This is a genomic window from Streptomyces sp. NPDC025618, assembly GCF_055558795.1.
Map to the genome: position 1 here is coordinate 1 of NZ_JBVHLW010000006.1, position 26,430 is coordinate 26,430.

The 26,430-nt window shown below is 72.6% G+C and carries 19 protein-coding genes; 2 read left to right on the plus strand and 17 right to left on the minus strand.

Features of this window, described 5'->3' with window-relative positions; translation table 11 throughout:
• Positions 1-181: 181 nt before the first annotated feature.
• From ACZ4A5_RS08085 to ACZ4A5_RS08135, 11 genes are all read right to left on the minus strand, one after another.
• The gene (locus ACZ4A5_RS08085; RefSeq protein ID WP_467579749.1) at positions 182-1,876 is read right to left on the minus strand and encodes a proline--tRNA ligase; all 1,695 of its coding nucleotides are present in this window, start codon (positions 1,874-1,876) and stop codon (positions 182-184) included.
• A 79-nt stretch (positions 1,877-1,955) separates the two neighbouring features.
• A complete protein-coding gene (locus ACZ4A5_RS08090) occupies positions 1,956-2,489 on the minus strand; it encodes a GNAT family N-acetyltransferase (RefSeq protein WP_467579752.1) in 534 nt (177 codons plus the stop codon).
• 144 nt (positions 2,490-2,633) lie between these two features.
• Entirely contained in the window at positions 2,634-3,479 is an 846-nt protein-coding gene (locus tag ACZ4A5_RS08095; protein WP_467579755.1) for a GNAT family N-acetyltransferase, read from the minus strand.
• Positions 3,480-3,655: 176 nt separating this feature from the next.
• Positions 3,656-4,813, minus strand: a complete 1,158-nt coding sequence (gene ispG, locus ACZ4A5_RS08100) for a flavodoxin-dependent (E)-4-hydroxy-3-methylbut-2-enyl-diphosphate synthase (RefSeq protein WP_366004958.1) — start codon at positions 4,811-4,813, stop codon at positions 3,656-3,658.
• 141 nt (positions 4,814-4,954) lie between these two features.
• Positions 4,955-6,256: a M50 family metallopeptidase gene (locus ACZ4A5_RS08105; RefSeq protein WP_398869899.1), complete on the minus strand. Its 1,302-nt coding sequence runs from the start codon at positions 6,254-6,256 to the stop codon at positions 4,955-4,957.
• Positions 6,253-7,530, minus strand: coding sequence for a 1-deoxy-D-xylulose-5-phosphate reductoisomerase (dxr, locus tag ACZ4A5_RS08110; RefSeq protein ID WP_467579760.1), 1,278 nt, complete (start codon positions 7,528-7,530; stop codon positions 6,253-6,255). The genes ACZ4A5_RS08105 and dxr overlap by 4 nt, the downstream gene beginning before the upstream one ends.
• 88 nt (positions 7,531-7,618) lie before the next feature.
• Positions 7,619-9,553, minus strand: coding sequence for an acyl-CoA dehydrogenase family protein (locus tag ACZ4A5_RS08115; protein WP_467579763.1), 1,935 nt, complete (start codon positions 9,551-9,553; stop codon positions 7,619-7,621).
• Between the two features lie 158 nt (positions 9,554-9,711).
• Positions 9,712-10,680 (minus strand): NADP-dependent oxidoreductase, encoded by a 969-nt coding sequence (locus ACZ4A5_RS08120; protein WP_467579766.1) that lies wholly within the window; start codon positions 10,678-10,680, stop codon positions 9,712-9,714.
• 223 nt (positions 10,681-10,903) lie between these two features.
• A complete protein-coding gene (locus tag ACZ4A5_RS08125) occupies positions 10,904-12,349 on the minus strand; it encodes an aldehyde dehydrogenase family protein (protein ID WP_398869895.1) in 1,446 nt (481 codons plus the stop codon).
• Positions 12,350-12,751: 402 nt separating this feature from the next.
• Positions 12,752-14,380: a PucR family transcriptional regulator gene (locus ACZ4A5_RS08130; protein ID WP_467579770.1), complete on the minus strand. Its 1,629-nt coding sequence runs from the start codon at positions 14,378-14,380 to the stop codon at positions 12,752-12,754.
• 135 nt (positions 14,381-14,515) lie between these two features.
• Complete coding sequence (locus tag ACZ4A5_RS08135) at positions 14,516-16,612, minus strand: ATP-binding protein (RefSeq protein ID WP_467580195.1); 2,097 nt, start codon at positions 16,610-16,612, stop codon at positions 14,516-14,518.
• Positions 16,613-17,266: 654 nt separating this feature from the next.
• Between ACZ4A5_RS08135 and gabT the strand changes: the two genes are divergently transcribed.
• Positions 17,267-18,616 carry a 4-aminobutyrate--2-oxoglutarate transaminase gene (gene gabT / locus ACZ4A5_RS08140; protein ID WP_467579773.1) on the plus strand — a complete coding sequence of 450 codons (1,350 nt, stop codon included), beginning with the start codon at positions 17,267-17,269 and terminating at the stop codon, positions 18,614-18,616.
• Between the two features lie 124 nt (positions 18,617-18,740).
• The gene (locus tag ACZ4A5_RS08145) at positions 18,741-19,640 is read left to right on the plus strand and encodes a phosphatase PAP2 family protein (RefSeq protein ID WP_467579776.1); all 900 of its coding nucleotides are present in this window, start codon (positions 18,741-18,743) and stop codon (positions 19,638-19,640) included.
• Here the strand turns inward: ACZ4A5_RS08145 and ACZ4A5_RS08150 are convergent.
• From ACZ4A5_RS08150 to ACZ4A5_RS08175, 6 genes are all read right to left on the minus strand, one after another.
• Positions 19,558-20,028: a hypothetical protein gene (locus tag ACZ4A5_RS08150; RefSeq protein WP_467579779.1), complete on the minus strand. Its 471-nt coding sequence runs from the start codon at positions 20,026-20,028 to the stop codon at positions 19,558-19,560. The two genes, ACZ4A5_RS08145 and ACZ4A5_RS08150, sit on opposite strands and share 83 nt — an antisense overlap.
• 150 nt (positions 20,029-20,178) lie before the next feature.
• Positions 20,179-21,576: an NAD(P)/FAD-dependent oxidoreductase gene (locus ACZ4A5_RS08155; protein WP_467579782.1), complete on the minus strand. Its 1,398-nt coding sequence runs from the start codon at positions 21,574-21,576 to the stop codon at positions 20,179-20,181.
• A 19-nt stretch (positions 21,577-21,595) separates the two neighbouring features.
• The gene (locus ACZ4A5_RS08160; RefSeq protein WP_366004946.1) at positions 21,596-22,393 is read right to left on the minus strand and encodes an ABC transporter permease; all 798 of its coding nucleotides are present in this window, start codon (positions 22,391-22,393) and stop codon (positions 21,596-21,598) included.
• Entirely contained in the window at positions 22,393-23,316 is a 924-nt protein-coding gene (locus ACZ4A5_RS08165; RefSeq protein ID WP_398869887.1) for an ABC transporter permease, read from the minus strand. Before ACZ4A5_RS08165 ends, ACZ4A5_RS08160 begins: the two co-directional genes overlap by 1 nt.
• Positions 23,313-24,476, minus strand: coding sequence for an ABC transporter ATP-binding protein (locus ACZ4A5_RS08170; RefSeq protein WP_467579786.1), 1,164 nt, complete (start codon positions 24,474-24,476; stop codon positions 23,313-23,315). Before ACZ4A5_RS08170 ends, ACZ4A5_RS08165 begins: the two co-directional genes overlap by 4 nt.
• 240 nt (positions 24,477-24,716) lie before the next feature.
• On the minus strand, positions 24,717-26,231 hold the full coding sequence (locus ACZ4A5_RS08175; protein WP_467579789.1) for a gamma-aminobutyraldehyde dehydrogenase: 1,515 nt from the start codon (positions 26,229-26,231) through the stop codon (positions 24,717-24,719).
• Positions 26,232-26,430 lie beyond the last annotated feature (199 nt).

The window sequence follows — 26,430 nt, forward strand, 5'->3', positions numbered from 1 at the left end:
GTGACTGTGGGGGGGTCCCCCAAAGGGGTGGGACATGTCGAACCCCACCCACACCCACCCCGTCCGGCGATTGAGGACAACGCGGCGAAGCCGTGTGGCAGGGGGCCTGGGGGCTCGCCCCCAGTTCCGGGAAGGGGCGGGGCTGGGGAAGAAGCCCGCCGCAGGCGCCCCCAGCCAAACGTCAAACCCCCGTCAGCCGAGCCACCGCCCCCTCCACCGGCAGCTCCTCGCGAGCCCCCGTCCGCCGGTCCTTGAGCTCGACGACACCCGCGGCGGCCCCCCGCCCCACCACCAGAATCGTCGGCACCCCGATCAGCTCCGCGTCCGTGAACTTCACGCCCGGGGACACCCCGGCCCGGTCGTCGAGCAGGACGCGCACACCCGCCTCCGCCAGCCGCTCGGCCAGCGAGGACGCCAGCTCCGTCTGCGCCGCCTTGCCCGCCGCGACCACGTGCACGTCCGCCGGGGCGATCTCGCGCGGCCAGCACAGGCCCGCCTCGTCGTGGGTCTGTTCGGCGAGCGCGGCCACCGCGCGGGAGACGCCGATGCCGTACGAGCCCATGGTGACCCGGACCGGCTTGCCCTGCTGTCCGAGGACGTCGAGACCGAACGTGTCGGCGTACTTCCTGCCGAGCTGGAAGATGTGGCCGATCTCAATCGCCCGGCCGATCTCCAGGCCCGCGCCGCACCGAGGGCAGGGGTCGCCCTCGCGGACCACGACGACGTCGAGGTACCGGTCGGGCTTGAAGTCCCGTCCGCAGACCACGTTCCGGGCGTGCGTGTCCGGCTTGTTGGCGCCGGTGATCCACGCCGTGCCGGGCGCCACGCGGGGGTCGGCGATATAACGCACCGTCAGTCCCTGCGGGCCGACGTAGCCGCGTACGAGGTCGGGCCGGTCCGCGAAGTCCTCGGCCGTCACCAACTCCACGACGGCGGGCGCCAGGTGCTCCCCCAGCTTGCCGAGGTCCACCTCGCGGTCGCCGGGCACGCCGATGGCGGCGATCTCGCCGTCGATCTTGACGAGGAGGTTTTTGAGGGTGGCCGAGGCGGGCACGCCGAGGTGGTCGGCGAGGGCCTCGATGGTGGGGGTGTCCGGGGTGTCCAGCTCCTCGACGGGACCGTGCCCGGCCTCCTCGGCGGGCTCGATCCGTACGGTCACCGCCTCGGTGTTGGCGGAGTAGTCGCACCGCGGGCAGTCCACGAAGGTGTCCTCACCGGCCGGGGCGGGGGCGAGGAACTCCTCCGACGCCGAGCCGCCCATGGCGCCCGAGACGGCGGAGACCACGCGGTGGTCCAGGCCGAGCCGGGTGAAGATCCGGATGTATGCCTCGCGGTGCAGGCGGTAGGACTCGGCGAGGCCCTCGTCGGTGGTGTCGAAGGAGTACGAGTCCTTCATCTGGAACTCGCGGCCGCGGAGCACGCCCGAGCGGGGCCGCGCCTCGTCGCGGTACTTCGTCTGGATCTGATAGAGGATCACCGGCAGGTCCTTGTAGGACGTGCACTGGTCCTTGACCGTGAGCGTGAAGATCTCTTCGTGGGTGGGGCCGAGGAGATACTCGGCGCCCTTGCGGTCCTTCAGCCGGAAGAGCAGGTCGCCGTACTCCTCCCAGCGCCCGCTCGCCTCGTAGGGCTCCCTGGGCAGCAGTGCCGGCAGCAGGACCTCCTGGCCGCCGATGGCGTCCATCTCCTCCCGGACCACCCGGGAGACGTTGTCCAGCACCTTCTTGCCGAGCGGCAGCCACGTCCAGATCCCCGCGGCGGAGCGGCGGACATAACCGGCGCGGACCAGCAGCTTGTGGCTGGCGGTCTCCGCGTCGGCCGGATCGTCGCGCAGTGTCTTGAGCATGGTCGTGGACATGCGCTGGACGTGGGCCATCGTGGTCTCCTGCGTGCGTAGTGGGCTGGCAGGAGGTTAGCCGCAGGCGGTGACGGCACAGAAACGGGTTTTCGCGTGCTCAGCCCCGCAGGGGCAGGGGCGCGCCCATCACCGCATAGGGACTCGGGGCGCTGGGGAAGACGACCTGCCGGGCGAGGTCGCGGTAGCCGAGGCTGCGGTAGAGGGCGCGGGCCGGGCTCTCGGTGTCGATGGCGGAGAGGATGCTGCGGGGCTCGGCCGCGCTCGCGGTGATGGCCGTGATGAGGGCACGCCCGATGCCGTGCTTCTGGTAGTCCGGGTGGACGTGCAGCTCGGTGATGACGAAGGCGTCGTCGAGCCAGCCGTCGGAGCCGGTGTTCCGCAGATACGGTTCGACGACGCTGGACCACCAGTGGCCGCGGTTGTTCGGCATGCCGTAGACGAAGCCGACGAGCCGCCCGTCCGCCGTCGTCGCCCCGAGGGCGCGGGCGCCGGGACAGCCGAGGTGCCGGAGCACGATGTGGCGCCGTACGCACACTTCTTCCTCGGTGAGCCCGAAGGCCAGCGCCTGTACGCCCAGCGCGTCGTCGACGCGCGCGGCGAGGTCGAGCGGCCCGACCGCAATGTCATCCATGCGGGGAGGCTACCTCTCCCGCCGGGCGGGGCGGCCGGATTGGGCCTGGGTTCCGGCTGGTCTTGTGTGGCACCGCGCGGGCCGCGCCCCGCCGTGCTCGGACGCCGGACGGGCTGAACGCGCACCGCGCGCCGACCGGCGCGGTCAGAACAGCACGCTCATGAACGCGCCGACTTCCTCGAAGCCCACGCGCCGGTACGCGGCCCGTGCCGCGGTGTTGTAGTCGTTGACATAGAGGCTGACCACGGGCGACACCTCGGTCAGCGCGTACCTGAGCACCGCCGCCATCCCCGTCTCGGACAGGCCGCGGCCGCGGTGTCCGGGAGCGACCCAGACGCCCTGGATCTGGCAGGCGTGGGCGGTGGCGGCGCCGATCTCCGCCTTGAAGACGACCCGGCCGTCCTCGATCCGGGCGAAGGAGCGCCCCGAGCCGACGAGCTCGGCGACGCGCGCCTGGTAGAGCAGCCCGCCGTCGCCCGCCAGCGGCGAGATCCCGACCTCCTCGGTGAACATGGCCACGCACGCGGGCATGATCACGTCCATCTCGTCCTTGCGGATGCGGCGGACGAGCGGGTCGGGGGCGATGTCCGCGGGCATGGACCGGGTCTGCATCAGCGGCTGGTGGGCGCGGACCTCTCGGGCCGGGCCCCAGTGGGGTTCGAGGAGCGACCACAGCTCGGCGGTGGCGTCGGCGGGGCCGACGATGGAGGAGCAGCGGCGGCCCGCGCGGCGGGCGCGTTCGGCGAAGGCCCGCACGGCTTCGGGTCCCGCGCAGACGGGGACGAGGTTGGCGCCGGCGTAGCAGAGGGATTCGAGACGGCCGCCCGCGTACCAGCCCCACATCTCGCCGCCGAGCCGCCAGGGGTCGAGCCCGGCGACCTGGACACGGGCGGTGACGAAGGCGTTGGCGACGGGATCCCGGTCGAGGACGGCGAGCGCGTCGTCGAGTTCGCCGGGCTCCAGGACCTTGGTGGTGGTCGTCGTCAACACGTGTCGGAATGCCTCACCGTCGCGGGCCGGAGGCCATGGGAACAGGTCTTGGAACTGTACCTCTCTGGTACCCCTTACACCTCCCCTGCCTGCCCTTCGCCGTTCGAGGGCCGCCCGGGACGCGCTGTGCCCCGCTCCGGGGAGCGGGGCACGGTGCGACGAGGGGCGGGGCGGGCTCAGCCGCTGACGCTGATCTCGGGCTCGCCGGAGGCGACGCCGTCCTGGCGCATCTGCTCGGCGATCTTGAGGGCTTCCTCGATGAGGGTCTCCACGATCTTGGACTCGGGGACGGTCTTGATGACCTCGCCCTTGACGAAGATCTGGCCCTTGCCGTTGCCGGAGGCGACGCCGAGGTCGGCCTCGCGGGCCTCGCCGGGGCCGTTGACGACGCAGCCCATGACGGCGACGCGCAGCGGGACCTCCATGCCCTCCAGGCCGGCGGTCACCTCTTCGGCCAGCTTGTAGACGTCGACCTGGGCGCGGCCGCAGGACGGGCAGGAGACGATCTCCAGGCGGCGCTGGCGCAGCCCGAGCGACTCCAGGATCTGCATGCCGACCTTGATCTCCTCGGCCGGCGGGGCGGAGAGGGAGACGCGGATGGTGTCGCCGATGCCCTCGGAGAGCAGGGCGCCGAAGGCCACGGCGGACTTGATGGTGCCCTGGAAGGCGGGGCCCGCCTCGGTGACGCCGAGGTGGAGGGGGTAGTCGCACTGGGCCGCCAGCTGCCGGTAGGCGTTGACCATGACGACCGGGTCGTTGTGCTTGACGGAGATCTTGATGTCGCGGAAGCCGTGCTCCTCGAAGAGGGACGCCTCCCACAGGGCGGACTCGACCAGCGCCTCGGGGGTGGCCTTGCCGTACTTCGCGAGCAGGCGGGCGTCCAGGGAGCCGGCGTTGACGCCGATGCGGATCGGGGTGCCGGCGTCGCCGGCGGCCTTGGCGATCTCCTTGACCTTGTCGTCGAACTGCTTGATGTTGCCGGGGTTGACCCGCACGGCGGCGCAGCCCGCGTCGATCGCGGCGAAGACGTACTTCGGCTGGAAGTGGATGTCGGCGATCACGGGGATCTGCGACTTCTTGGCGATGACGGCCAGCGCGTCGGCGTCGTCCTGGGTCGGGCAGGCCACGCGCACGATCTGGCAGCCGGACGCGGTGAGCTCCGCGATCTGCTGGAGCGTGGCACCGATGTCCGAGGTCCGGGTCGTCGTCATCGACTGCACCGAGACGGGTGCGTCGCCTCCGACGGCCACGGAACCGACCTGGATCTTGCGGCTGACCCTGCGGTCGGCGAGCTTGATCGGAACGGAAGGCATTCCAAGCGAAATCGCTGTCATCTGGCGAGCAACCCCAAGGTGTGAATCAAGGTCCCGAGATCGGCGGGCTCCGGTCTTCGAGGTTACGGCAAGGCCGGACGGGCTGGAAAACGCGGGCTCGCGCAATCCCACCCGTCCGGCCATGCCGCGCCGGCCGGCGGGCTAGGTGAGGCGGACGGGGTTCACCACGTCCGCGATCAGCACCAGCAGCGTGAAGCAGACGAAGATCCCGGCCACCACATAGGCCACCGGCATCAGCTTCGCGACGTCGAAGGGGCCGGGGTCGGGGCGGCGGAAGACCCGGGCGAAGGCCCTGCGCAGGGACTCCCACAGTGCTCCGGCGATGTGCCCGCCGTCCAGCGGCAGCAGCGGCAGCATGTTGAAGAGGAACAGCGAGAGGTTGAAGCCCGCGACCAGGAAGAGCATGGTCGCGACCTGCTGCGACGGCGGGATGTCGAGGTTGAAGACCTCGCCGCCGACGCGGGCCGCGCCCACCACGCCCATGGGCGAGTCCGCCTTGCGCTCGCCGCCGTCGAAGGCCGCGTTCCACAGGTCCGGGATCTTGCCGGGCAGGGCGATCAGCGACTCGACGCCGGACTGGACCATGTCGCCCATCCGGTCGACGGACTGGCCGAAGGACTGCGGTACGACACCGGTCGCGGGCGTGAAGCCGAGGAAGCCCGCCGTGACGTACTGCCCCTTGACGGGGCTGCCCTTGCCGTCGTACTTCTGGACCTGGTTGGAGATCAGGTCGGCGTTCAGGGTCTTTCGCGCCCCGTCCCGCACGACGGTGATCGTGGCCGGTCCGGTGGTCTTGCGGATCTCGGCCTGGAGCGTGGCCCAGTCGTCGGTGCGGTGCCCGTTGAACGCGACGATCTTGTCGCGCGGCTGGAGGCCGGCGGCCTTGGCCGGGGAGTCCTTGGCGCCCTTGGGGCAGGCGTCGGTCTTGTCCGTCGCCTTGACCACACAGGCCGAGACGGTGGAGACCTGGGTGGTCTGGGTGTTGATGCCGAAGGACATCATCACGCCGAGGAAGATCGCGACCGCCAGCACGAGGTTCATGAAGGGGCCCGCGAACATCACGATCACGCGCTTCCACGGCTTGCGCGTATAGAACAACCGCGTCTCGTCGCCCGGCTGGAGCTCCTCGAAGGCGGCCGAGCGGGCGTCCTCGATCATGCCCCGCCAGGGCGAGGTGGAGCGGGCGCTGATCTTCCCGTCCGCGCCGGGCGGGAACATGCCGATCATGCGGATGTAGCCGCCGAGCGGCACGGCCTTGATGCCGTACTCGGTGTCGCCCTTCTTCCGCGAGAAGATCGTCGGCCCGAAGCCGACCATGTACTGCGGCACCCGGATGCCGAAGATCTTCGCGGTGGAGAGGTGTCCCAGTTCGTGCCAGGCGATCGAGAAGAGCAGGCCCACCACGAAGACGACTATCCCGAGGACCGTCATCAGGGTTGTCATGCGCGGGCCTCCGAGGTCGTGTGCGCGGTACGGGCCGCCGGGCCCGTACGCGCTGCCAGTTCACGGGCCCGGGCGCGGGCCCAGGTCTCCGCTTGCAGGACGTCCGGGACGGTGAGGCGAGTTCCCGCGGCGGGTGTGCCGTGTTCCGCCACCACCTCGGCGACGGTATCGACAATGCCATTGAACGGCAGCGCGCCGGAGAGGAACGCGTCGACGCACTCCTCATTGGCGGCGTTGAAGACCGCGGGCGCGGTGCCGCCGAGGGTGCCGACGTGCCGGGCGAGGCCGACGGAGGGGAACGCCTCGTCGTCGAGCGGGAAGAATTCCCAGGTGGACGCCTTGCTCCAATCGAAGGCGGGGGCCGCGTCGGGGACCCGCTCGGGCCAGCCGAGGCCGATGGCGATGGGCCCGCGCATGTCCGGCGGGGTGGCCTGGGCGAGCGTGGAACCGTCGGTGAATTCCACCATCGAGTGGACGTAGGACTGCGGGTGGACGACGACCTCGATGCGCTCGAAGGGGATGTCGTAGAGGAGGTGCGCCTCGATGACCTCCAGGCCCTTGTTGACCAGGGTCGCGGAGTTGATCGTGATCACCGGGCCCATGGACCAGGTGGGGTGGGCCAGGGCGTCCTTGGGGGTGACGGCGGCCAGCTCGGCCTTCGTGCGGCCGCGGAAGGGCCCGCCGGAGGCGGTGACGACCAGCTTGCGGACCTCGGCGCGGGTGCCGCCCAGCAGCGCCTGGAAGAGCGCGGCGTGCTCGGAGTCGACCGGGATGATCTGCCCCGGCTTGGCCAGCGCCTTGACCAGCGGGCCGCCGACGATCAGCGACTCCTTGTTGGCCAGGGCCAGCGTCCGGCCCGCCTCCAGGGCGGCGAGGGTCGGCGCGAGGCCGATGGAGCCGGTGATGCCGTTGAGCACGGTGTGGCACTCACCGCGGGCGAGCTCGGTGGCCGCGTCGGGCCCCGCCAGGATCTCGGGCAGCCGCTCGGAGCCGTACTGCGCGGCCAGCGCCTCGCGCAGCGCGGGCACCTTGTCGGCCTGGGCGACGGCGACCGTACGGACCCGCAGCCGGTGCGCCTGCTCGGCGAGCAGTCCCACCCGGCCCCCGGCGGCGGAGAGGGCCGTCACCGTGAAGCGGTCGGGGTTGCGGAGCACGAGGTCGATGGCCTGGGTGCCGATCGAGCCGGTGGAACCGAGGATCACGATCTCGCGCGGTTCGCCCGCGGCGGTGGGGGCGGAGTAGCGCAGATGCGGGTCAGCGAGGGAGTCCGTCATGGACTCCATTGTTGCCTCTCCCGGCCGGAGGGCGGACAGGGATCCCCCCGCCCGCCCTCCGCGGGTTCACGTACCGGCCGGGAGCGGGTCAGCGGATGGGCCGGTGGACGTTCTCCGTCCGGGCCGGGCCCGGGGTGGCGTCGGCGATCCAGGGGCCGTCGCCGCTGGGGTCGACGATGCCGGCCTCCAGCCATTCGTAGGCACCCGACATGACCTGGGAGACGAGCGTGCGGTCGAGCTCGTCGGTGTTGGTCCACAGCCGGCCGAAGAGCTCCTCGACGCGGATCCTGGCCTGGCGGCAGAAGACGTCGGCGAGCTCGTACGCCTCGCTCCCGTGGTCGCCCTCGGCGCGCAGCCGCTCCGCGCGCACGCACGCGGCGCTCATGGCGAAGAGCTCCGCCCCGATGTCGACGATGCGGCCGAGGAAGCCCTGCTTGGTCTCCATCCGGCCCTGCCAGCGGGACATGGCGTAGAAGGTGGAGCGGGCGAGCTTGCGGGAGGAGCGCTCGACGTAGCGCAGGTGGGTGGCCAGGTCGCGGTGGCCGGCCGGGTGGAACTCCGCGTAGGCGCTGGGCAGCTGTCCCGGTCCGGCGACGAGCTTGGGCAGCCAGCGGGCGTAGAAGCCGCCCGCGCGCGCCCCCGCGCGCGCCTTGTCGCCCAGCGACTTGTCCGGGTCGATGAGGTCGCCCGCCACCGAGAGGTGGGCGTCGACGGCCTCGCGGGCGATCAGCAGGTGCATGATCTCGGTGGATCCCTCGAAGATCCGGTTGATGCGGGAGTCGCGCAGCATCTGCTCGGCGGGCACGGCGCGCTCGCCGCGGGCGGCGAGGGAGGCGGCGCTCTCGTAGCCGCGGCCGCCGCGGATCTGGACCAGCTCGTCGGCCATCAGCCAGGCCATCTCGCTGGCGTAGAGCTTGGCGAGCGCGGCCTCGATGCGGATGTCGTTGCGGTCCTCGTCGGCCATCTGGCCGGACAGGTCGAGGATGGCCTCCAGGGCGAAGGTCGTCGCGGCGATGAAGGAGATCTTCGCGCCGACGGCCTCGTGGCGGGCGATGGACTTGCCCCACTGCTCGCGCGCGGCCGACCACTCGCGGGCGATCTTCAGGGACCACTTGCCCGCGGAGACGCACATGGCCGGGATGGACAGCCGGCCGGTGTTGAGGGTGGTCAGGGCGATCTTCAGGCCCGCGCCCTCGGGGCCGATGCGGTTGGCGGCGGGCACCCGGACCTGGTGGAAGCGGGTGACGCCGTTCTCGATGCCGCGCAGGCCCATGAAGGCGTTGCGGCGCTCGACGGTCACGCCCTCCGCCGCCGCCTCGACCACGAAGGCGGTGATGCCGCCCTTGTGGCCCTCGCTCTTCGGCACCCGGGCCATCACCACCAGGAGGTCGGCGACGACGCCGTTGGTGGTCCACAGCTTGACGCCGTCCAGGACGTAGTCGTCGCCGTCGGGGACGGCCGAGGTCGCCAGCCGGGCCGGGTCGGAGCCGACGTCCGGCTCGGTGAGCAGGAAGGCGGTGATGTCCGTGCGGGCGCAGCGGGGCAGGAAGGCTTCCTTCTGCTCCTGGGTGCCGAAGAGCTTGAGCGGCTGCGGTACGCCGATGGACTGGTGCGCCGAGAGCAGCGCGCCGACGACGGGGCTGGCGGAGCCGACGAGAGCGAGGGCCTTGTTGTAGTAGACGGCGGTGAGGCCGAGGCCGCCGTACTTCGTGTCGATCTTCATCCCGAAGGCGCCGAGCTCCTTGAGCCCCTTGACCGTCTCGTCCGGGATCCGCGCCTCGCGCTCGATGAGCGCGCCGTCGATGCGCGTCTCGCAGAAGTCGCGGAGCTTGGCGAGGAACTCCTCGCCGCGCCGCACGTCCTCCATGGCGGGCGTCGGGTGCGGGTGGATGAGATCGAGCCGGAAGCGTCCCAGGAACAGTTCCTTGGCGAAGCTTGGCTTCTTCCAGTCCTGTTCCCGGGCCGCTTCGGCGACCTGGCGTGCTTCGCGCTCGGAGACCGGTCGTACGGATGGTGCGGTCATGAGAGGCACCTCGCCGCTTCAGTCGGGGGCCGTCCCGGTCGGCTACCGACCGGTGCTACTCGACCGTATGTACCCGATCCGCGGGACGTCTACCAGACCTCGCGCAACGTTCCGGCCCCCGGCCCGGAGCCTCCCGCTCCCGGGCGACGGCGGCCGCCTCAGCCCTCGACCGTCAGTACGATCTTCCCGGACGTACGGTCGGTCTCGCCCAGCTGGTGCGCCTTGGCGGCGTCGGCCAGCGGCAGGACGGCGGCGATCTCGGTGCGCAGCCGCCCGGTCTCGACCAGTTCGGTCAGGGCCTTCAGGCCGGCGAGGTCGGGCTCGACCACCATGCGGGTGGCCCGGATGCCCCGCTCGCGGGCCTGAACGCGCACCTCGTCGGTCAGGGCCAGCAGGGAGACGAGGGTGCCGCCGGGGCGCAGGGTGCGCAGGGAGCGGGCGGGGTAGTCGCCGCTGATGGCCTCCAGGACGGTGTCGACGTCGCGGACCACCTCGGCGAAGTCCTGCTCGCGGTAGTCGATCAGCTCGTCGGCGCCGAGCCCGCGGAGGAAGTCGTGCTTGGCGGCGCTCGCCGTGCCGATGACGTACGCGCCGCGGGCCTTGGCGATCTGTACGGCCAGGTGGCCCACGCCGCCCGCCGCCGCGTGGATCAGCACCCGCTGCCCCTCGCGGACACCGGCGGTGTCGACGAGCGCCTGCCAGGCGGTGAGCGCGGCGAGCGGCAGGGCGGCGGCCTGGACGTGGTCGAGGCCGCGCGGCTTGGGCGCGAAGTGCCGCGCGGGCGCGGTCACGTATTCGGCGTAGGCGCCGGCCGGGTGCGGGAAGCGGGGCATGCCGTAGACCTCGTCGCCGGGGGCGTAGAGGGTGACGCCGTCACCGATCGCCTCGACCACGCCGGAGACGTCGAAGCCGAGGGTGAAGGGGACGGTGTCGCCGGTGTAGAAGGAGCCGCGCTCGCGGGTCTTCCAGTCCGTGGGGTTGACGCCCGCGGCGTGTACCCGGACCAGGATCTCGGTCGGGCCGGGCGCGGGGCGGTCGGTCTCGGCCAGCTTCAGGACCTCGGGGCCGCCGGCGGTCTCCTGGATGACGGCGCGCATACGGGCGGGGGCTGCGGAGGTGGCGGTCATGGCGGTGGGGCTCCTTGCGATCGTGCTCTTCGACGTGTCCAGCCTGTCGCGGAGGACGCGCCCCGACGAGTGGCCTGACTGTCAGGGTGCGCAAGGATCGGGCCATGAGGCGCGGCCGGACACGCGAACGGCCGGGGTGCCCCCGTGCGCACCCCGGCCGTCCTCGACCGCTCGCGGGACCTGCCTCGTGAGGACCTGCCTCGCGGGCCCTGCCTCCTGGGACCTACAGGGCCAGGCCCGTCATGACCAGCACCCGCTCGTAGGTGTAGTCGTCCATCGCGTAGCGCACGCCCTCGCGGCCCACGCCGGACTGCTTGGCACCGCCGTACGGCATCTGGTCCGCGCGGTAGGACGGCACGTCGCCGATGATCACGCCGCCGGTCTCCAGCGCGCGGTGCGCGCGGAAGGCGGTCTGGAGGTCGTGCGTGAAGACGCCCGCCTGGAGGCCGTACGGCGAGTCGTTGACGGCGGCGAAGGCAGCGGCCTCGCCGTCCGCCTTGGTCAGGGTGAGGACCGGGCCGAAGACCTCCTCGCACGCGATCGTCACGTCGGCGGGGACGTCGGCGAGCACGGTCGGGGCGTACGTGGCGCCCTCGCGCTTGCCGCCGGCCAGCAGCTTGGCGCCGGCCGCGACGGCCTCGTCCACCCAGGACTCGACGCGCTTGGCGGCGTCCTCGCTGACCAGCGGGCCGACCTCGGTCGCCGGGTCGGACGGGTCGCCGGTGACCTGCGCCTCGACGGCGGCCACGACCTTCGGCAGCAGCCGCTCGTAGAGCGAGGCGTCGGCGATGACGCGCTGCACGGAGATACAGGACTGGCCGCCCTGGTAGTTGGAGAAGGTGGCGATGCGCTGCGCCGCCCAGTCGAGGTCCTCCTCGGAGGACCAGTCGGCGAGGACGACGGCCGCGCCGTTGCCGCCGAGCTCCAGGGTGACGTGCTTGCGCGGCGCCGAGTCCAGGATCGACCAGCCGACCGGGCCGGAGCCGGTGAAGGAGATGACCGGCAGGCGCTCGTCCTTGACGAGGGCGGGCATCCGGTCGTTCGGGACCGGCAGCACGCTCCAGGAACCCGCGGGCAGGTCCGTCTCCGCGAGGATCTCGCCGAGGACCAGCGAGGAGATCGGCGTCGCCGGGGCGGGCTTCAGGATGATCGGCGCGCCCACCGCGATGGCCGGGGCGACCTTGTGGGCGCTCAGGTTCAGCGGGAAGTTGAAGGGCGCGATGCCGAGGACGGTGCCCCGGGGGAAGCGGCGGGTCAGCGCGAGACGGCCGGTGCCGCCCGCGTCGGTGTCCAGGCGCTGGGCGTCACCGGCGTTGAAGCGGCGGGCCTCCTCGGCGGCGAAGCGGAAGACGGAGACCGCGCGGCCGACCTCGCCCCGGGCCCACTTGATGGGCTTGCCGTTCTCCGCGGAGATCAGCTGGGCGATCTCCTCGGTGCGCTCGGTGAGCCGCTTCACGACGTGGTCGAGGGCGGCGGCCCGGACGTGCGCGGGGGTCGCGGCGAACTCCTCCCGCACGGCGTGCGCGGCGGCCACGGCCTCCTCGACCTGCGCCTCGGTGGGCACGCTCACGGTGCCGACGAGACGGCCGTCCCAGGAGTTCGTGACGTCGAAGGTCTCCTCGCCGAGGGCCTCGCGGCCGGCCAGCCAGAACGCGTGGGGAGCAGTCACGGTTTTTCCCTCCGGGGGGTACGGATGATTGTGGCTTCCCCACGGTAGGGGTGGGGCGGGTGGGGGCGGATTGTCCTTGGTGGAGCGACGGCCTGCGGCGGCGCGCCGATTTGTAGGGCTGAGGTTCGCTTGGGGGTGCGGGTCCATTGCGCCTGCGGCGGGCTTTTTCCCCAGCCCCGCCCCTTCCCGAACTGGGGGCAGGCCCCCAGACCCCCAGCAACACGCTTCGCGCGTTGTCCTCAAACGCCGGACGGGCTGATATTCAGCCCGTCCGGCGTTTGAGGACGCGACCGAAGGTCGCTGGGGTCCGGGGTCTCCCCGGTTTCGGGAAGGGGCGGGGCTGGGGAAAAGCCCGCCGCAGGCGCGAACCGGCCCGCAGCCGGAGAAGCCGCCCGCCAGCGCCTACTCCCCCGGCGACGACGTCGCCTTGAGCGCCAGCCACAATTCCATCCGCACATCCGGATCGTCCAAGGAGCGCCCCAGAATCTCCTCCACCCGCCTCATCCGGTACCGCAACGTGTGCCGGTGCACGCCCAGATCCGCCGCCGCCGCGTCCCACTGGCCGTGCCGCGAGAGCCACGCCCGCAGGGAGGCGACGAGGTCGCCGCGGCCCGTCGCGTCGTGTTCGCGCAGTGCCCGCAGCATCCCGTCGGCGAAGGCCCGTACGGCGTCGTCGGCGAGCAGCGGGAGGACGGAGCCGGCCGCGACCTCCTCGTGTTCGACCAGGACCCGGCCCCGGCGGCGGGCCACGGACAGGGCCTGTTCGGCCTGGCGGAAGGCGGACGCGGCGGCGACGGTCCCGACGGGGGCCGACAGGCCGACGACCAGGTCGTCGTCTGGCGCCACCGCGCTGCGGTCGCGCGGCCGGGCCTTCGTGCCCCGCCGCTCCTCGATCGCCCGCGCGTGCTCCGCGCAGGCCGCGACGGCCGCGCCGCCGTCGGAGGCGAGGACGACGAGGCGCTCGCCGTCCGGCACGACCAGGACGGCCTCCGCCACCCGGCCGGCCGCGGTGTCGACGGCGTCCGCGAGCACCGCGAGGGGGCCGGGCGCGTCGTCGTCCTGCTCCCTCTCCTCCGTCGCCGCCTCCGCGACGAGCACCCGGAAGGGCGCGTCCAGCAGGCTCCCGTAGAGATCCCCGGCGACGGCCCGCGCGTGGTCCGGCTCCCCGGCCAGCAGCATCCGCAGCACCGCGGCGCCGAGCCGCGCCTCGGCGTCCTGGAGGGCGCGGGAGCGTTCGGTGGCGAGGGTGAGCAGCGCGATCGCGGACTGCACGGCGTAGCGCTCGGCGGTGCCCAGCGGGGCGGCCGTGCCGACGGCGAGGACGCCCCGGGCCCGGCGGCCGGAGCCCAGCGACTGGAGCTCGACCCGGTCGGCGCCCTCCTCGGCGGGGTCGGCGCCGACGACGGCGGTGGCCGGCGCGGCGCGCTCCCGCAGCCGTTCGACGTCGCGGGTCAGCCGGGCGGCCCGGCGCGCGGCCCAGTCGGGGGCCGCGGCGACGACGGCGCCCGAGGTGTCGTAGAGCGCGGCCCACCCGTCGAGGTGCGCGGCGAGCCGGGCCAGCAGGGCGGCGGGGCCGTCAGGGCCGAGCGCGGCGCGGGTCAGCTCGCGCTGCGCCTCGAAGCCCGCGGTCACGGCGCGGTACTGATCGGCCGCCATGGCCGCCGAGACCGCCTTGCTGATGGCGATGAACGGCGTCTTGCGGGGCACCTCCAGCAGCGGCAGCCCCTCTTCCTCGGCGGCCTCGACGAGCGCCCGCGGCACCTCGTCGTAGTTGACGCCGACCGCGAAGCCGAGCCCGACCACCCCGGCCCGGACCAGACGGCGCACATACGGCCGCGTCACCTCCGGGTCGGCCGCGTCGATCTTCATCGCGGTGATCAGAAGGAGCTCGCCGCCGTCCATCCACGGCACGGGGTCGGCGAGCTCGCTGACGTGTGCCCAGCGGACGGGGGTGTCCAGCCGGTCCGCCCCCGCGAGCACGGCGAGCTTGAGCGCGGAGTGGCGGACGAGCGAGGCGAGGGTGGGAGGCATGGCACCTTCGGAAGAGGGCGACTGTGCCGTCCCGTATGAACGGCTGTTCCCGATTCTGCCTCAGTGGAGGATTCGCGGGGAACGCGTACGCCGCATTCCGGACCACCTCCGTTCGCGCTCCCTCCGCTCCCCGGCTCACTTCATGAGGTCGACCAGCACCGGTGGCGCGCTCGCCCCCCGTACGGAGGTCACCGACAGCACCGCGTGCCCGGCCGGCACGGCGTGCGCCAGTTCGGAGGCGGACCAGCGCTCGCGCTCCACCTTGCGGACGGTCACGGACTGCGCGGTGACCGCCCGGCCGGTGACCAGGCGGCGCAGGATGTGCGTGGCCCGGGTGAGCGGTTCGTGGGCGATGACCTGACGGTCGGTGATGTCCCGGGCCTCCACCCACTCCTTGCCCCAGACCTCCGCGAACCGCGCGCCGTCCCAGGTGGTCACGCCCGAGAAGGCCATCCGGCAGCCGACCGCGCCGAGCAGGGCGCTGCGCAGCGCCTCGGGCACGTCGTCGAGCGTGCGGAGGGTGAGCACGGCCCCGGCGTTGGCCGAGCGCAGCCGGCCGAGCCCGCGCACCGCCTCGGGGGTGACGGCGTGGGTCGCGTCGTCCAGCACCAGGCAGGCGAACAAGGAGCGGTCGGCACGGCCGACGGTGCACTCGGTGAACTGCGCGAGGACGAGCCGGACCAGCATCCGGGACGCCTCCGCGTGCCCCCGTTCCGGCAGGTCGATCCGCACGCGCAGGGGGTGTTCGAGGGTGCGGAGCGAGAAGGTGCGGCCGGGCCGGGTGGTGTCGAAGAAGCGCGCGAAGGCGGGCCGGTCGAGGAGGGCCAGCCGGTCGGCGAGCAGCGGCCCGGCGTCACCGTCGCGCTGCGCCTGCCGTTCGCGGGCGTCGAGCTCGCGCACCTGCGCGTCCTGCCCGGCGGCCGCGAGCGCGTTCCGCAGCGCGCCGATGGCGGTGGCGGACCCGTCGAGGAGCTCGCGCAGCTCCGGCACGGAGGGGAAGCGGCCGTGGGCGGCGCGGTAGGGGCCGAGGATCTGGGCGAGCGCGGTCGCGGCGCGGCGGCCGCCCTCGCCGGGGAGCGTGGCGGTGAGGTCGCCGACAAGCCCCTCGGCGAGCACGGCGGCGGCCTCGTCGGGGTCGTCCGTCCCGCCGTAGAGGTCGAGGTCGTACGCCGAGTCCGGGCGCCCGATCCGCACCACGATGTCGAACGCCTCGTCGGGCGCGAGCCCCGCGCCCGCCGCGCCGACCGCGACGACCGCGGCGCGTCCGGCGAGCGCCTGGAGACAGAGCGACTCCAGCACCGGGCGCACCAGCCGGTCGGTCTTGCCGCTGCCGGGCGGGCCGACGGCGAGCAGCGAGGTGCCCAGCAGCTCCGGGTCGAGAGCGCAGCCCGCGCCCCGGTGCGCGTAGGGGTTGCGCTGGTCGTCGGCAGCGGTGCCGAGCCGCACCTGCCGGGTGACGAGGTCGTGCCGGGCGGCGCGTACGGGCAGGTCGCGCGCCCCGGAGGGGTGGGCGCAGGCGGCGGCGCCGTGCCGGAGCACGGCCTCGGTGAAGGAGGCGAGCCGGCCGGGCCGGCCGCGCACCGACTCCCAGGCTCGCTGGATGCGGGAGTGGTCGACGTCGTTCATCGCCCCGGACCGCGCCTCGGCCGCCAGCAGCCGCGCGGCGTCGTGGGCCCCGGCGGCCCGCAGTTCGGGCCACTCGGCGGGGTCGCCCTGCGGGTGGGTGGTGGTGCGGGCCGGGTGGCCCGGGTCGTGACGGCGGCCGCGCTGGTCGGCGGGGCCGAAGCGGCGCCGGACCTCGCGCCAGCAGCCGACGCGGCAGGCGATGGACAGCAGCAGGAGGGTGAAGAGGGCGTAGTAGGTGTATCCGGCGTAGAGCCGGGAGAGCGGGTCCCAGGAGTCCGGGGTGAAGGCGACGAGCGGCCAGATCCACGCGCTGCCCACCGCGCCGTTCCAGCACAGCAGCCACACCACCCACACGCCGGCGAAGGCCGCGGCCGCCCGGCCGAGGAGTGTCCCCTGCGCGAGGCGCTCGGGCCGGGGCGGGCTGACGGAGGGCGGCATCCGGCGCCAGAAGCGCTCCCACAGGGGGGTGACGAAGCGGCGCCACAGCTCGGGCCACCGGCCGACGCGGCCGAAACCGACGGCGAGGACGCAGGCGGCGAGCGCGTAGTAGATGTACGACGCGATCATCCACTCCTCGGTGCCGTCCTGCCACGACCCCGGCGCCATGGCGCGCAGCGGCCACTTCCAGTACGGGCCGAGATAGCCGTGCCACAGCAGGGACCAGAACAGCCAGCCGCACAGGAAGGCGATCACCGCGCCGCTGACCAGCTGCCGGCCGGGCACCCGGCCGGGCTCCTCGGGGGCCCTGGGCCGGTGGTCGAAGGCCCAGACGCCGGGCTGGGCCTCGGCGCGCGGGGCGCGCAGCCAGGCCATGAAGGGCGATTCCGGCTGGTGCGCGGCCGGCGGGGCGCCCTGCGGGGGGACGGCCGGCACGCGCGGCGGCTCGGCGGGCCTCGGCGGCACACCCCGGCGACCGGCCGGCTCCTGCGGCCCCCGTGTGCCCGGCGAGTCGAACGTGCCCTCAGTGTCCATCGCTGCCTTGCCCCCACCAGAACTCGTGTACCGCGTGTCCGACGTGCGCGCCGCCGCTCAATCTAATAGGCGTACGCGGGGAGTTCAGGTGACCCGCGGGATGCCACGCCCCCGTATGGTCATGATCACCCGCAGGTGGCGCGCCACCGGAGCGGGCGGCCCGCCATGTCCGCCGCGGACAAGGCGGCGCGCGCACTTCTCCCGAACGGAACATGCCCGACTCCGCCCGGCACCCCTAGCCTGCGACTGCAAGCCCGACTGATCTCGTTCATCCCCCTGGAGCCCCTCATGACCGCACTGACCGGAGGCCCGTCCCTCCCCCAGGAGCGCCGCGTCGTCACCGCGATCCCCGGCCCGAAGTCGCTGGAGCTGCAGGCCCGCCGGACGGCGACGGTCGCGGCGGGCGTGGGCTCGACGCTGCCGGTGTTCACCGTGCGCGCCGGCGGCGGTGTGATCGAGGACGTCGACGGCAACTCCCTCATCGACTTCGGCTCCGGCATCGCCGTGACCTCGGTGGGCTCCAGCGCGGAGGCCGTCGTGCGCCGCGCGTCCGCGCAGCTCGCCGACTTCACCCACACCTGCTTCATGGTGACGCCGTACGAGGGCTACGTGGAGGTCTGTGAGCAGCTCGCCGAGCTGACGCCGGGCGACCACGCCAAGAAGTCGGCGCTGTTCAACTCCGGCGCCGAGGCGGTGGAGAACGCGGTGAAGATCGCCCGCGCGTACACCAAGCGCCAGGCGGTCGTCGTCTTCGACCACGGCTACCACGGCCGGACCAACCTGACGATGGCGCTCACCGCCAAGAACATGCCCTACAAGCACGGCTTCGGCCCGTTCGCGCCCGAGGTCTACCGCGTGCCGGTGGCGTACGGCTACCGCTGGCCGACCGGCCCGGAGAACTGCGCCGAGGAGGCCGCGGCCCAGGCCATCGACGCCATCACCAAGCAGGTGGGCGCGGACAACGTGGCCGCGATCATCATCGAGCCGGTGCTCGGCGAGGGCGGCTTCATCGAGCCGGCCAAGGGCTTCCTGCCGCGCATCGCGCAGTTCGCCAAGGACAACGGCATCGTCTTCGTGGCGGATGAGATCCAGTCCGGCTTCTGCCGTACGGGCCAGTGGTTCGCGTGCGAGGACGAGGGCATCGTCCCGGACCTGATCACGACGGCGAAGGGCATCGCGGGCGGCCTGCCGCTCGCCGCCGTCACCGGCCGCGCGGAGATCATGGACGCGGCGCACCCGGGCGGCCTGGGCGGCACCTACGGCGGCAACCCGGTGGCGTGCGCGGCGGCGCTCGGCTCGATCGAGACGATGCGCGAGCTGGACCTCAACGCGAAGGCCAAGCGCATCGAGGAGGTCATGAAGGGCCGCCTGGCCACGATGCAGGAGAAGACCGACATCGTGGGTGACATCCGCGGCCGCGGCGCGATGATCGCGATCGAGCTGGTCAAGCCGGGCACCAAGGACCCGAACCCGGAGGCGGCCGGCGCGCTCGCGAAGGCGTGCCACGCGGAGGGCCTGCTGGTCCTGACCTGCGGCACGTACGGCAACGTGCTGCGCTTCCTGCCGCCGCTGGTGATCGGCGAGGACCTGCTGAACGAGGGCCTGGACATCATCGAGGCCGCGTTCACACGTCTGTAACCGACGGCAATGCCGCGGTCATCGCGGCTTGGGGTCGTCATGGGGTGAAGAACCTGTGCGGGGCGGGTGGTGGAGGGGTGATCCGGCTGTCCGGACGCCCCGCCCTGCCGTACGGTTTCTGCAGATGAATGCAACACCCCGTCCGCAGGGGACTGCGGACACCGCCGTGCCGGCGAATCCCCGTCGCCGACCCGGTCGTGCCTTCGCGCACAGCATCACCGGAGCCCTCGGCTCCGGGCATCCTCACCGATCGGACGGCCGCCCGCCCCATACCCCCCGGGGCGCGCGGCACCCCGGTCACCACGGCGGCCTCGGAACCTCCCCCCCTGTTCCGGGGCCGTCGGCCCGGGGACCTCTCCGCTCCGGACTCCTCCCCGGCCTCTGCGCCCTCCTCTTCGCGCTGCTCACCTGGCAGGTCGTCACCCACGGACCGCTGCGCGCCCTCGACGAGCGGGCGGGCCGCGCGGTATCCGGCTCGGCCCTGCCGGGCGGCGCCGCCCACTTCTTCGCCGACCTCGGCAACGCCACGGTCGCCCTGCCCGTGCTCGCTCTGGCCATGGCCGTCTCGGCGCTACGCGCGACCGGCCCCCGGCGCTGGTGGCCGCCGCTGTGCGCGGCGCTCACCATGGCCGCCGTCCCCGCGCTGGTCGTGCCCGTCAAGGACGCCGTCGGGCGGCCGGGCCCGGCCGCCATGGCGGGCGTGCCGGACGGCTTCTTCCCCTCGGGCCACGCCGCCACGGCGGCGGTCGCCTACGGAGCGGCGGCGCTGCTGTTCCTGCTCCACCGGCCGGGCCGCGTACGGGCCTTCGCGGTGGCGTCGTATGCCGTCGTCAACGCGGGGGTGGCCGTGGGGCTCGTCCGGTGCGGCTACCACTGGCCCCTGGACGTGCTCGGCGGCTGGTGCCTGTCGGGGGCGCTGCTGTGGGGCCTGGCACGCGCGCTCAGCCGTCCTCCCGGCGCGGATCACCGGCGAGGAGCACGGCCGCCTCGTGCATCGACAGCTCAAGGACCGCCGGATCCGTGAGGGTTCCGCTGCCGTCCGGCGGGACGATCCAGCGGACGCCGGAGGCGGTCCGGCCGGGGTGCGGGACGACGACCCAACTGCCCCGCCCCACGGACCGCACGCCGGTCGCGACCCAGCCGGCGGCCGTGCCCGGCGGGACGAAGAAGCCCATCCGGCTGTCCCCGTAGTCGGCGAGGACGGGACCGATCAGGTCGGTGCACCGCGACAGGACGTCCAGGGTGGGGTGACCGAGCTCGCTGGGGAGGATGAGCACGTCCCAGACCCGGCCGGCGGGCAGGAGCGCGATCCCCAGCGGATTGCGCTCCCACTCCCATCGGCAGGTCCCGGGGTCGGGGGCGGCCGTCACCAGCCACTCCACCGCGCTCCGCCTCCCCGCTCCGTCGCTCATGGGGTCCTCCGTTCCGTGAGTGCCTGTTTCTGCATTCACGGATGAGAGGGCCGGGAGGGCGGATCATTACACGGGTTCGCGGCATGACCTGAGGCGAACGGTTCACCGCCGGGCGCGGCCGGACGCCCCGGCGCGCGGCGGTGGGTGGGCTCAGCTGTCGAAGCCCAGGCCGACCTTGTCCATGGCCTTGAGCCAGAGGTTGCGGCGGCCGCCGTTCTCGTCGGCGCGGGTCATCGCCCACTGCGTGATGCCGATGCCCACGGTCCGCACGGGCTCGGGCGGGAAGGGCAGCGGCTTGCTGCGGACCATCTCCAGCTCGGTCCGCTCGGTGCGCTCCCCGCTCAGCAGGTCGAGCATCACGTCCGCGCCGAACCGGCTCGCCCCGACGCCGAGGCCGGTGTAGCCGAGCGCGTAGGCGACCCGCCCGCCGTGAGCGGTGCCGAAGAAGGCCGAGAAGCGCGAGCAAGTGTCGATGGCGCCGCCCCAGTTGTGGGTGAAGCGGATCCCTTCGAGCTGGGGGAAGCAGCGGAAGAAGTGCTCGGCGAGCTTCTGGTATGTGGCCGGGTGGTGGTCGTACTCGGGCCGGACGCCGCCCCCGTAGTGGTGGACGATGTCGTAACCGCCCCACAGGATGCGGTGGTCGCGGGTGATGCGGAAGTAGTGGAAGTGGTTGGCGGCGTCGCCGAGCCCCTGCCGCCGCTGCCAGCCGATGGCGGCGCGCTGCTCCTCGCTCAGCGGCTCGGTCATCAGCGCGTAGTCGTAGACGGGCGCGATGTACGGCCGTACGCGCTTGACGAGCGAGGGGAAGGCGTTGGTGCCGAGGGCGGCGTGGCGGGCGAAGACGCGGCCGTACGGGGTGCGGACGGCGAGGCCCGCGGAGCGCGAGGACAGCTCGGTGCCGGGGGTGTGTTCGTAGATCCGCACGCCCAGCTCCAGGCAGACGCGCTTGAGGCCCCAGGCGAGCCGGGCGGGGTGGAGCATGGCCACACCGGTGCGGTCCCAGAGGCCGGCGAGGAAGGTCGGGGAGTCGACCTCGGCGCGCAGGGCGTCCCGGTCGAGGAAGTCGTAGTGCGGCAGACCCAGTTCCGCGACCTCGTCGGCGGCCTCGCGGAGCTCCTGGAGCTGGTGGGGGGCGGTGGCGATGTCTATCTCGCCGGTGCGCTCGAAGTCGCAGTCGATGCCGTGGCGGGCGACGGTGGCCTCGATGGCGTCGAGGTTGCCGCGGCCCAGCCGCTCCAGGGCGGCGAGTTCACCGGGCCAGCGGGCCTGGCCGTTGGCCCAGCCGTGGGTGAGGGAGGAGGAGCAGAAGCCGCCGTTGCGGCCGGAGGCGGCCCAGCCGGTCTCCTGGGCCTCGATGAGGACGACGTCCCGGGCCGGGTCGCGCTCCTTGGCGCGGAGCGCGGTCCACAGCCCGGAGTAGCCGCCGCCGACGACGAGCAGGTCGGTGTGCTCGTCGCCGACGAGGGAGGGGAGTGCCTCCGGCCGGGAGGGGTCGTCGAGCCAGTAGGGCCGGGGGGCGGCTTCGGAAAGTGATTGTGCAGGGTTCATGGCACGAGAGGCCATGGTCTCAGCTCCTTCTACGGCGCCTGCCGACCAGCTGACCGGCGAGGACGCACAGCACGGCGACGGCGAACATCGCCGTCCCGATGACATTGATCTGAACGGGGGTGCCCCGTTGCGCGGATCCCCAGACGAACATGGGGAAGGTCACAGTCGAGCCGGCGTTGAAGTTCGTGATGATGAAGTCGTCGAAGGACAGGGCGAAGGACAGCAAGGCCCCCGCCGCGATCCCGGGGGCGGCGATCGGGAGGGTGACCCGCAGGAAGGTCTGGAACGGGGTGGCGTAGAGGTCCTGGGCGGCCTGTTCCAGGCGGGGGTCCATGGACATCACCCGCGCCTTCACCGCCGTCACCACGAAGCTCAGGCAGAACATGATGTGGGCGATGAGGATCGTCCAGAAGCCGAAGGTGACGCCCATGTTGAGGAAGAGGGTGGCCAGCGAGGCGGCCATGACGACCTCGGGCATGGCCATCGGCAGGAACAGCAGGGTGCTCACGGAGGACCGGGCGCGGAAGCGGTAGCGGGCGAGCGCGAAGGCGATCATCGTGCCGAGCACGGTCGCGCCGACGGTCGCCCAGACGGCGATGCGCAGGCTCAGCGAGAGCGAGCCGCACAGGTCGGCGACGCCGCAGGGGTCGGTCCAGGCGTCGGTGGAGAAGCGCTGCCACTCGTAGTTGAAGCGGCCGTTGGGCTTGTTGAAGGAGAAGACCGTCACGATGACGTTGGGCAGGATCAGATAGCCGAGGGTGCAAAGGCCCGCGATCACCACGAGGTTGCGGCGCAGCCAGCGCGTCACAGCGCTCATCAGACGAGGTCCTCCGTCCCGGACTTGCGGATGTAGAGCGTGACCATGGCGAGGATGGCGGCCATGAGGATGAAGGACAGCGCGGCGGCGGTCGGGTAGTCCAGGACGCGCAGGAACTGGGACTGGATGACGTTCCCGATCATCTTCTGGTCGGTGGAGCCCAGCAGTTCGGCGTTGATGTAGTCGCCGGTGGCGGGGATGAAGGTGAGCAGGGTGCCGGCGACGACGCCGGGCATGGACAGCGGGAAGGTCACCTTGCGGAAGGTGGTGAGGGGGGTGGCGTAGAGGTCTCCGGCCGCTTCGTGGAGCCGTGGGTCGATGCGTTCGAGAGAGGTGTAGAGCGGCAGGATCATGAAGGGCAGGAAGTTGTAGGTCAGGCCGCAGACGACGGCGAGCGGGGTGGCGAGCACGCGGTGTCCCTCGGTGACGCCCAGGGCGTTGGTGAGGTCGAGGACGTGCAGGCTGTTCAGCGTGGATACGACCGGGCCGCCGTCGGAGAGGATCGTCTTCCAGGCGAGGGTGCGGATCAGGAAGCTGGTGAAGAACGGCGCTATGACGAGGATCATCAGCAGATTGCGCCAGCGGCCCGCCTTGAAGGCGATGAGGTAGGCGAGCGGATAGCCGAGGGCGAGGCAGAGCACGGTGGCGGTGGCGGAGTAGGCCACGGAGCGCAGGAACTGCGGGTAGTACTCGCTCAGGGCGTCCGTGTAGGTGGCGAAGTGCCAGGTGACCTTGAAGCCCTCTTCGAGCGACCCGGTCTGCACGGAGGTGGACGCCTGGTAGACCAGGGGCGCGGCGAAGAAGACCAGGAGCCACAGGATGCCGGGGAGCAGCAGCCAGTAGGGGACGAGCTTCTTGCGGCGGGCGGACGCGCCCGCGGCGGGCGCTTCGGTGTCGGCGGAGGCCGTGGTCGTGGTCGTCACGTGCCCTCTCCCGCGTCCGTGCCGGCCTCGACGCTCTGCGCCGCGTCCAGGCCGAAGCTGTGGCCGGGGTTCCAGTGGAGGACGACCTCGGCGCCGGGCGCGAGGCGGCTGTCGCGCTCGATGTTCTGCTCGTAGACGGACAGGCCGGGGCCGACGGGGCTGTCGACGACGTACTGCGTGGAGACGCCGATGAAGCTGGAGTCGGCGATGCGTCCGGTGACGCGGTTGCGGCCGTCGGGGATGGAGCCGGCGTCGTCGGCGTGGGTGAGAGTGATCTTCTCGGGCCGTATGCCGAGCAGAAGCTTCTCGCCCGTGCGGGCGGTGGTCGTACATCGGGTCGCCGGAAGGGTGAGTTTGGTATCGGACGCGCGCAGAAGGATGTCGTCGCCGGAGGTGCCGAGGACGTCGGCGGTGATGAGGTTGGAGGTGCCGAGGAAGTTGGCGACGAAGGTGGTGCGCGGCGTCTCGTAGAGGTCGGCGGGGGCGCCGAGCTGCTCGACCCGGCCGCCGTTCATGACCGCGACGGTGTCGGCCATGGTCATGGCCTCCTCCTGGTCGTGGGTGACGTGCACGAAGGTGATGCCGACCTCGGTCTGGATGCGCTTGAGCTCCAGCTGCATCTGGCGGCGCAGCTTGAGGTCGAGGGCGCCGAGCGGCTCGTCGAGGAGCAGCACCTGCGGGTGGTTGATGAGGGCGCGGGCGACCGCGACGCGCTGCTGCTGGCCGCCGGAGAGCTGGTGCGGCTTGCGGCGCGCGAAGTCGCCGAGCTGCACGAGGTCGAGCATGTCGTCGACCTGCTTGCGCACCGACTTGATGCCGCGGCGGCGGAGGCCGAAGGCGACGTTCTCGTAGATGTCGAGGTGGGGGAAGAGCGCGTAGCTCTGGAAGACGGTGTTGACGGGCCGCTTGTGCGGGGGGAGGGCGGTGACGTCCTTGCCGGCGAGTTCGACACTGCCGGTGGTGGGGTCCTCCAGGCCGGCGATCATCCGCAGGGTGGTGGTCTTGCCGCAGCCGGAGGCGCCGAGGAGCGCGAAGAAGGAGCCGGCGGGGATGGCGAGGTCGAGCGGGTGGACCGCGGTGAACGAGCCGTAGCGCTTGCTGATGGCGGTGAGGCGGACGTCCGTGCCGCTGCTGCTGACGGTGGGGGCGGTTGCTGTCATGGGTCTGGTCCAGGGGTGTCGGGGGCGTGAGCGCGTACGGCACGTACAGCCGCGTACGTTCTCATATGTCCGGGGGCGGATGCCTCGCCGGTGGCCCGTATGGCGGTCTGGCGCCGGGGAGCTCGGAGAATTCTGCGTTCTGCTGGTGACGGGCGTTGCGGAGGGACCAGAAGATTGTCGCCGGTGATCGGGGCGGCGCGATCGCCGTGGCGTGGCACGGGCGGCCGCGCCGCCGCCGGGTCAGCCCACCGTGAAGACGGTGCGGTGCCACGCCTTGCGCGCGACGGCCGTGTTGTCGGACATGACGTGCTTGACCTGGGTGTATTCCTCGAAGGAGTAGGCGGACATGTCCTTGCCGTAGCCGGACGCCTTGGCGCCGCCGTGCGGCATCTCACTGAGGATCGGGATGTGGTCGTTGATCCAGACGCAGCCCGCCTTGATCTCCCGGGTGGCGCGGCCGGTGCGGTAGACGTCGCGGCTCCACGCGGAGGCGGCCAGACCGTAGGGCGTGTCGTTGGCGAGCGCGATGCCCTCGTCGTCGCTGTCGAAGGGCAGCACGGCGAGGACGGGTCCGAAGACCTCGTCCCGGACGATCTCGCTGTCCTGGGCGGCGCCGGTGACGAGCGTGGGGAGGTAGTAGGCGCCCTTCGCCAGCTCGCCCGCCGGGGCCTCGCCGCCGGTGACGACGGTGGCGTAGGAGCGGGCCCGGTCGACGAAGCCGGCGACCCGGTCGCGCTGCGCTTGCGAGACCAGGGGGCCGAGGTCGGTGGCCGGGTCGAGGGGGTCGCCGAGGCGGACGCCGGCCATGAGGTCGGCCACGCCGGAGACGAACGCCTCGTACAGCGGCCGCTGGACGTAGGCGCGGGTGGCGGCCGTGCAGTCCTGGCCGGTGTTGATGAGCGCGCCCGCGACCGCGCCGTGGACGGCGGCCTCCAGGTCGGCGTCGTCGAAGACGACGAAGGGCGCCTTGCCGCCGAGTTCGAGGTGCAGCCGCTTGACGGTGGCCGTCGCGATCCCGGCCACCCGCCGTCCGACCGGGGTGGAGCCGGTGAAGGAGGTCATGGCGACGGACGGGTGGCCGACGAGGTGCTCGCCCGCGTACCGGCCCGCGCCGCTGACGATGTTGACGACCCCGTCGGGGATCCCGGCGTCGGTCGCCGCCTGAGCGAACATCAGGGAGGTCAGCGGCGTGAGCTCGGCGGGCTTGAGGACGATCGTGTTCCCCGCGGCGATCGCCGGGAGCACCTTCCAGGCGGCCATCTGGAGGGGGTAGTTCCAGGGAGCGATCGAGCCGACGACACCGATCGGCTCGCGGCGGATGTACGAGGTGTGGTCGGCGCTGTACTCCGCGGCCGACCTGCCCTCCAGGTGGCGGGCGGCACCCGCGAAGAACGCGGCGTTGTCGACCGTGCCGGGGACGTCGAAGCCGGTGGTGAGGCGGATGGGCTTGCCGCACTGGACCGATTCGGCGAGCGCGAGGTCCGCCGCGCGTTCGGCGAGGACGCCGGCGAACCGGTGGAGCGCGTCGGAGCGCTCGCCGGGGGTGGCTCCCGCCCAGGCGGGGAAGGCGCCGGCCGCGGCGGCGACGGCCGCGTCGACGTCGGCGGGCCCGGCGAGCTCGTAGCTCAGGAGCTCCGCTCCGGTGGCCGGGTCAACGACCGCGTGCGTACGGCCCGAACTCCCGGGCCTCAGTCGTCCGCCGATGTACTGCGCGCCCTCGGCGAACCGTTCCGCCCCGTCGAACCGTCGATCCATCGCGCACTCCTCCGCCGACCGCAGAGACCTGTGGAAGGCGTAGCTCCAACCGGATTCGGATGCCGATCCTGGCAGAGGAGTCGGTGAGCAACAAGTGATTCCGTCGCAATGTTTTGAAAGCGCGACGAATTCAGTGTGTGGGGGCGATGCGCTCGCGAGGCCGCCGGACCACCGGAATATTCCCTGCCGTTTGTCGGTG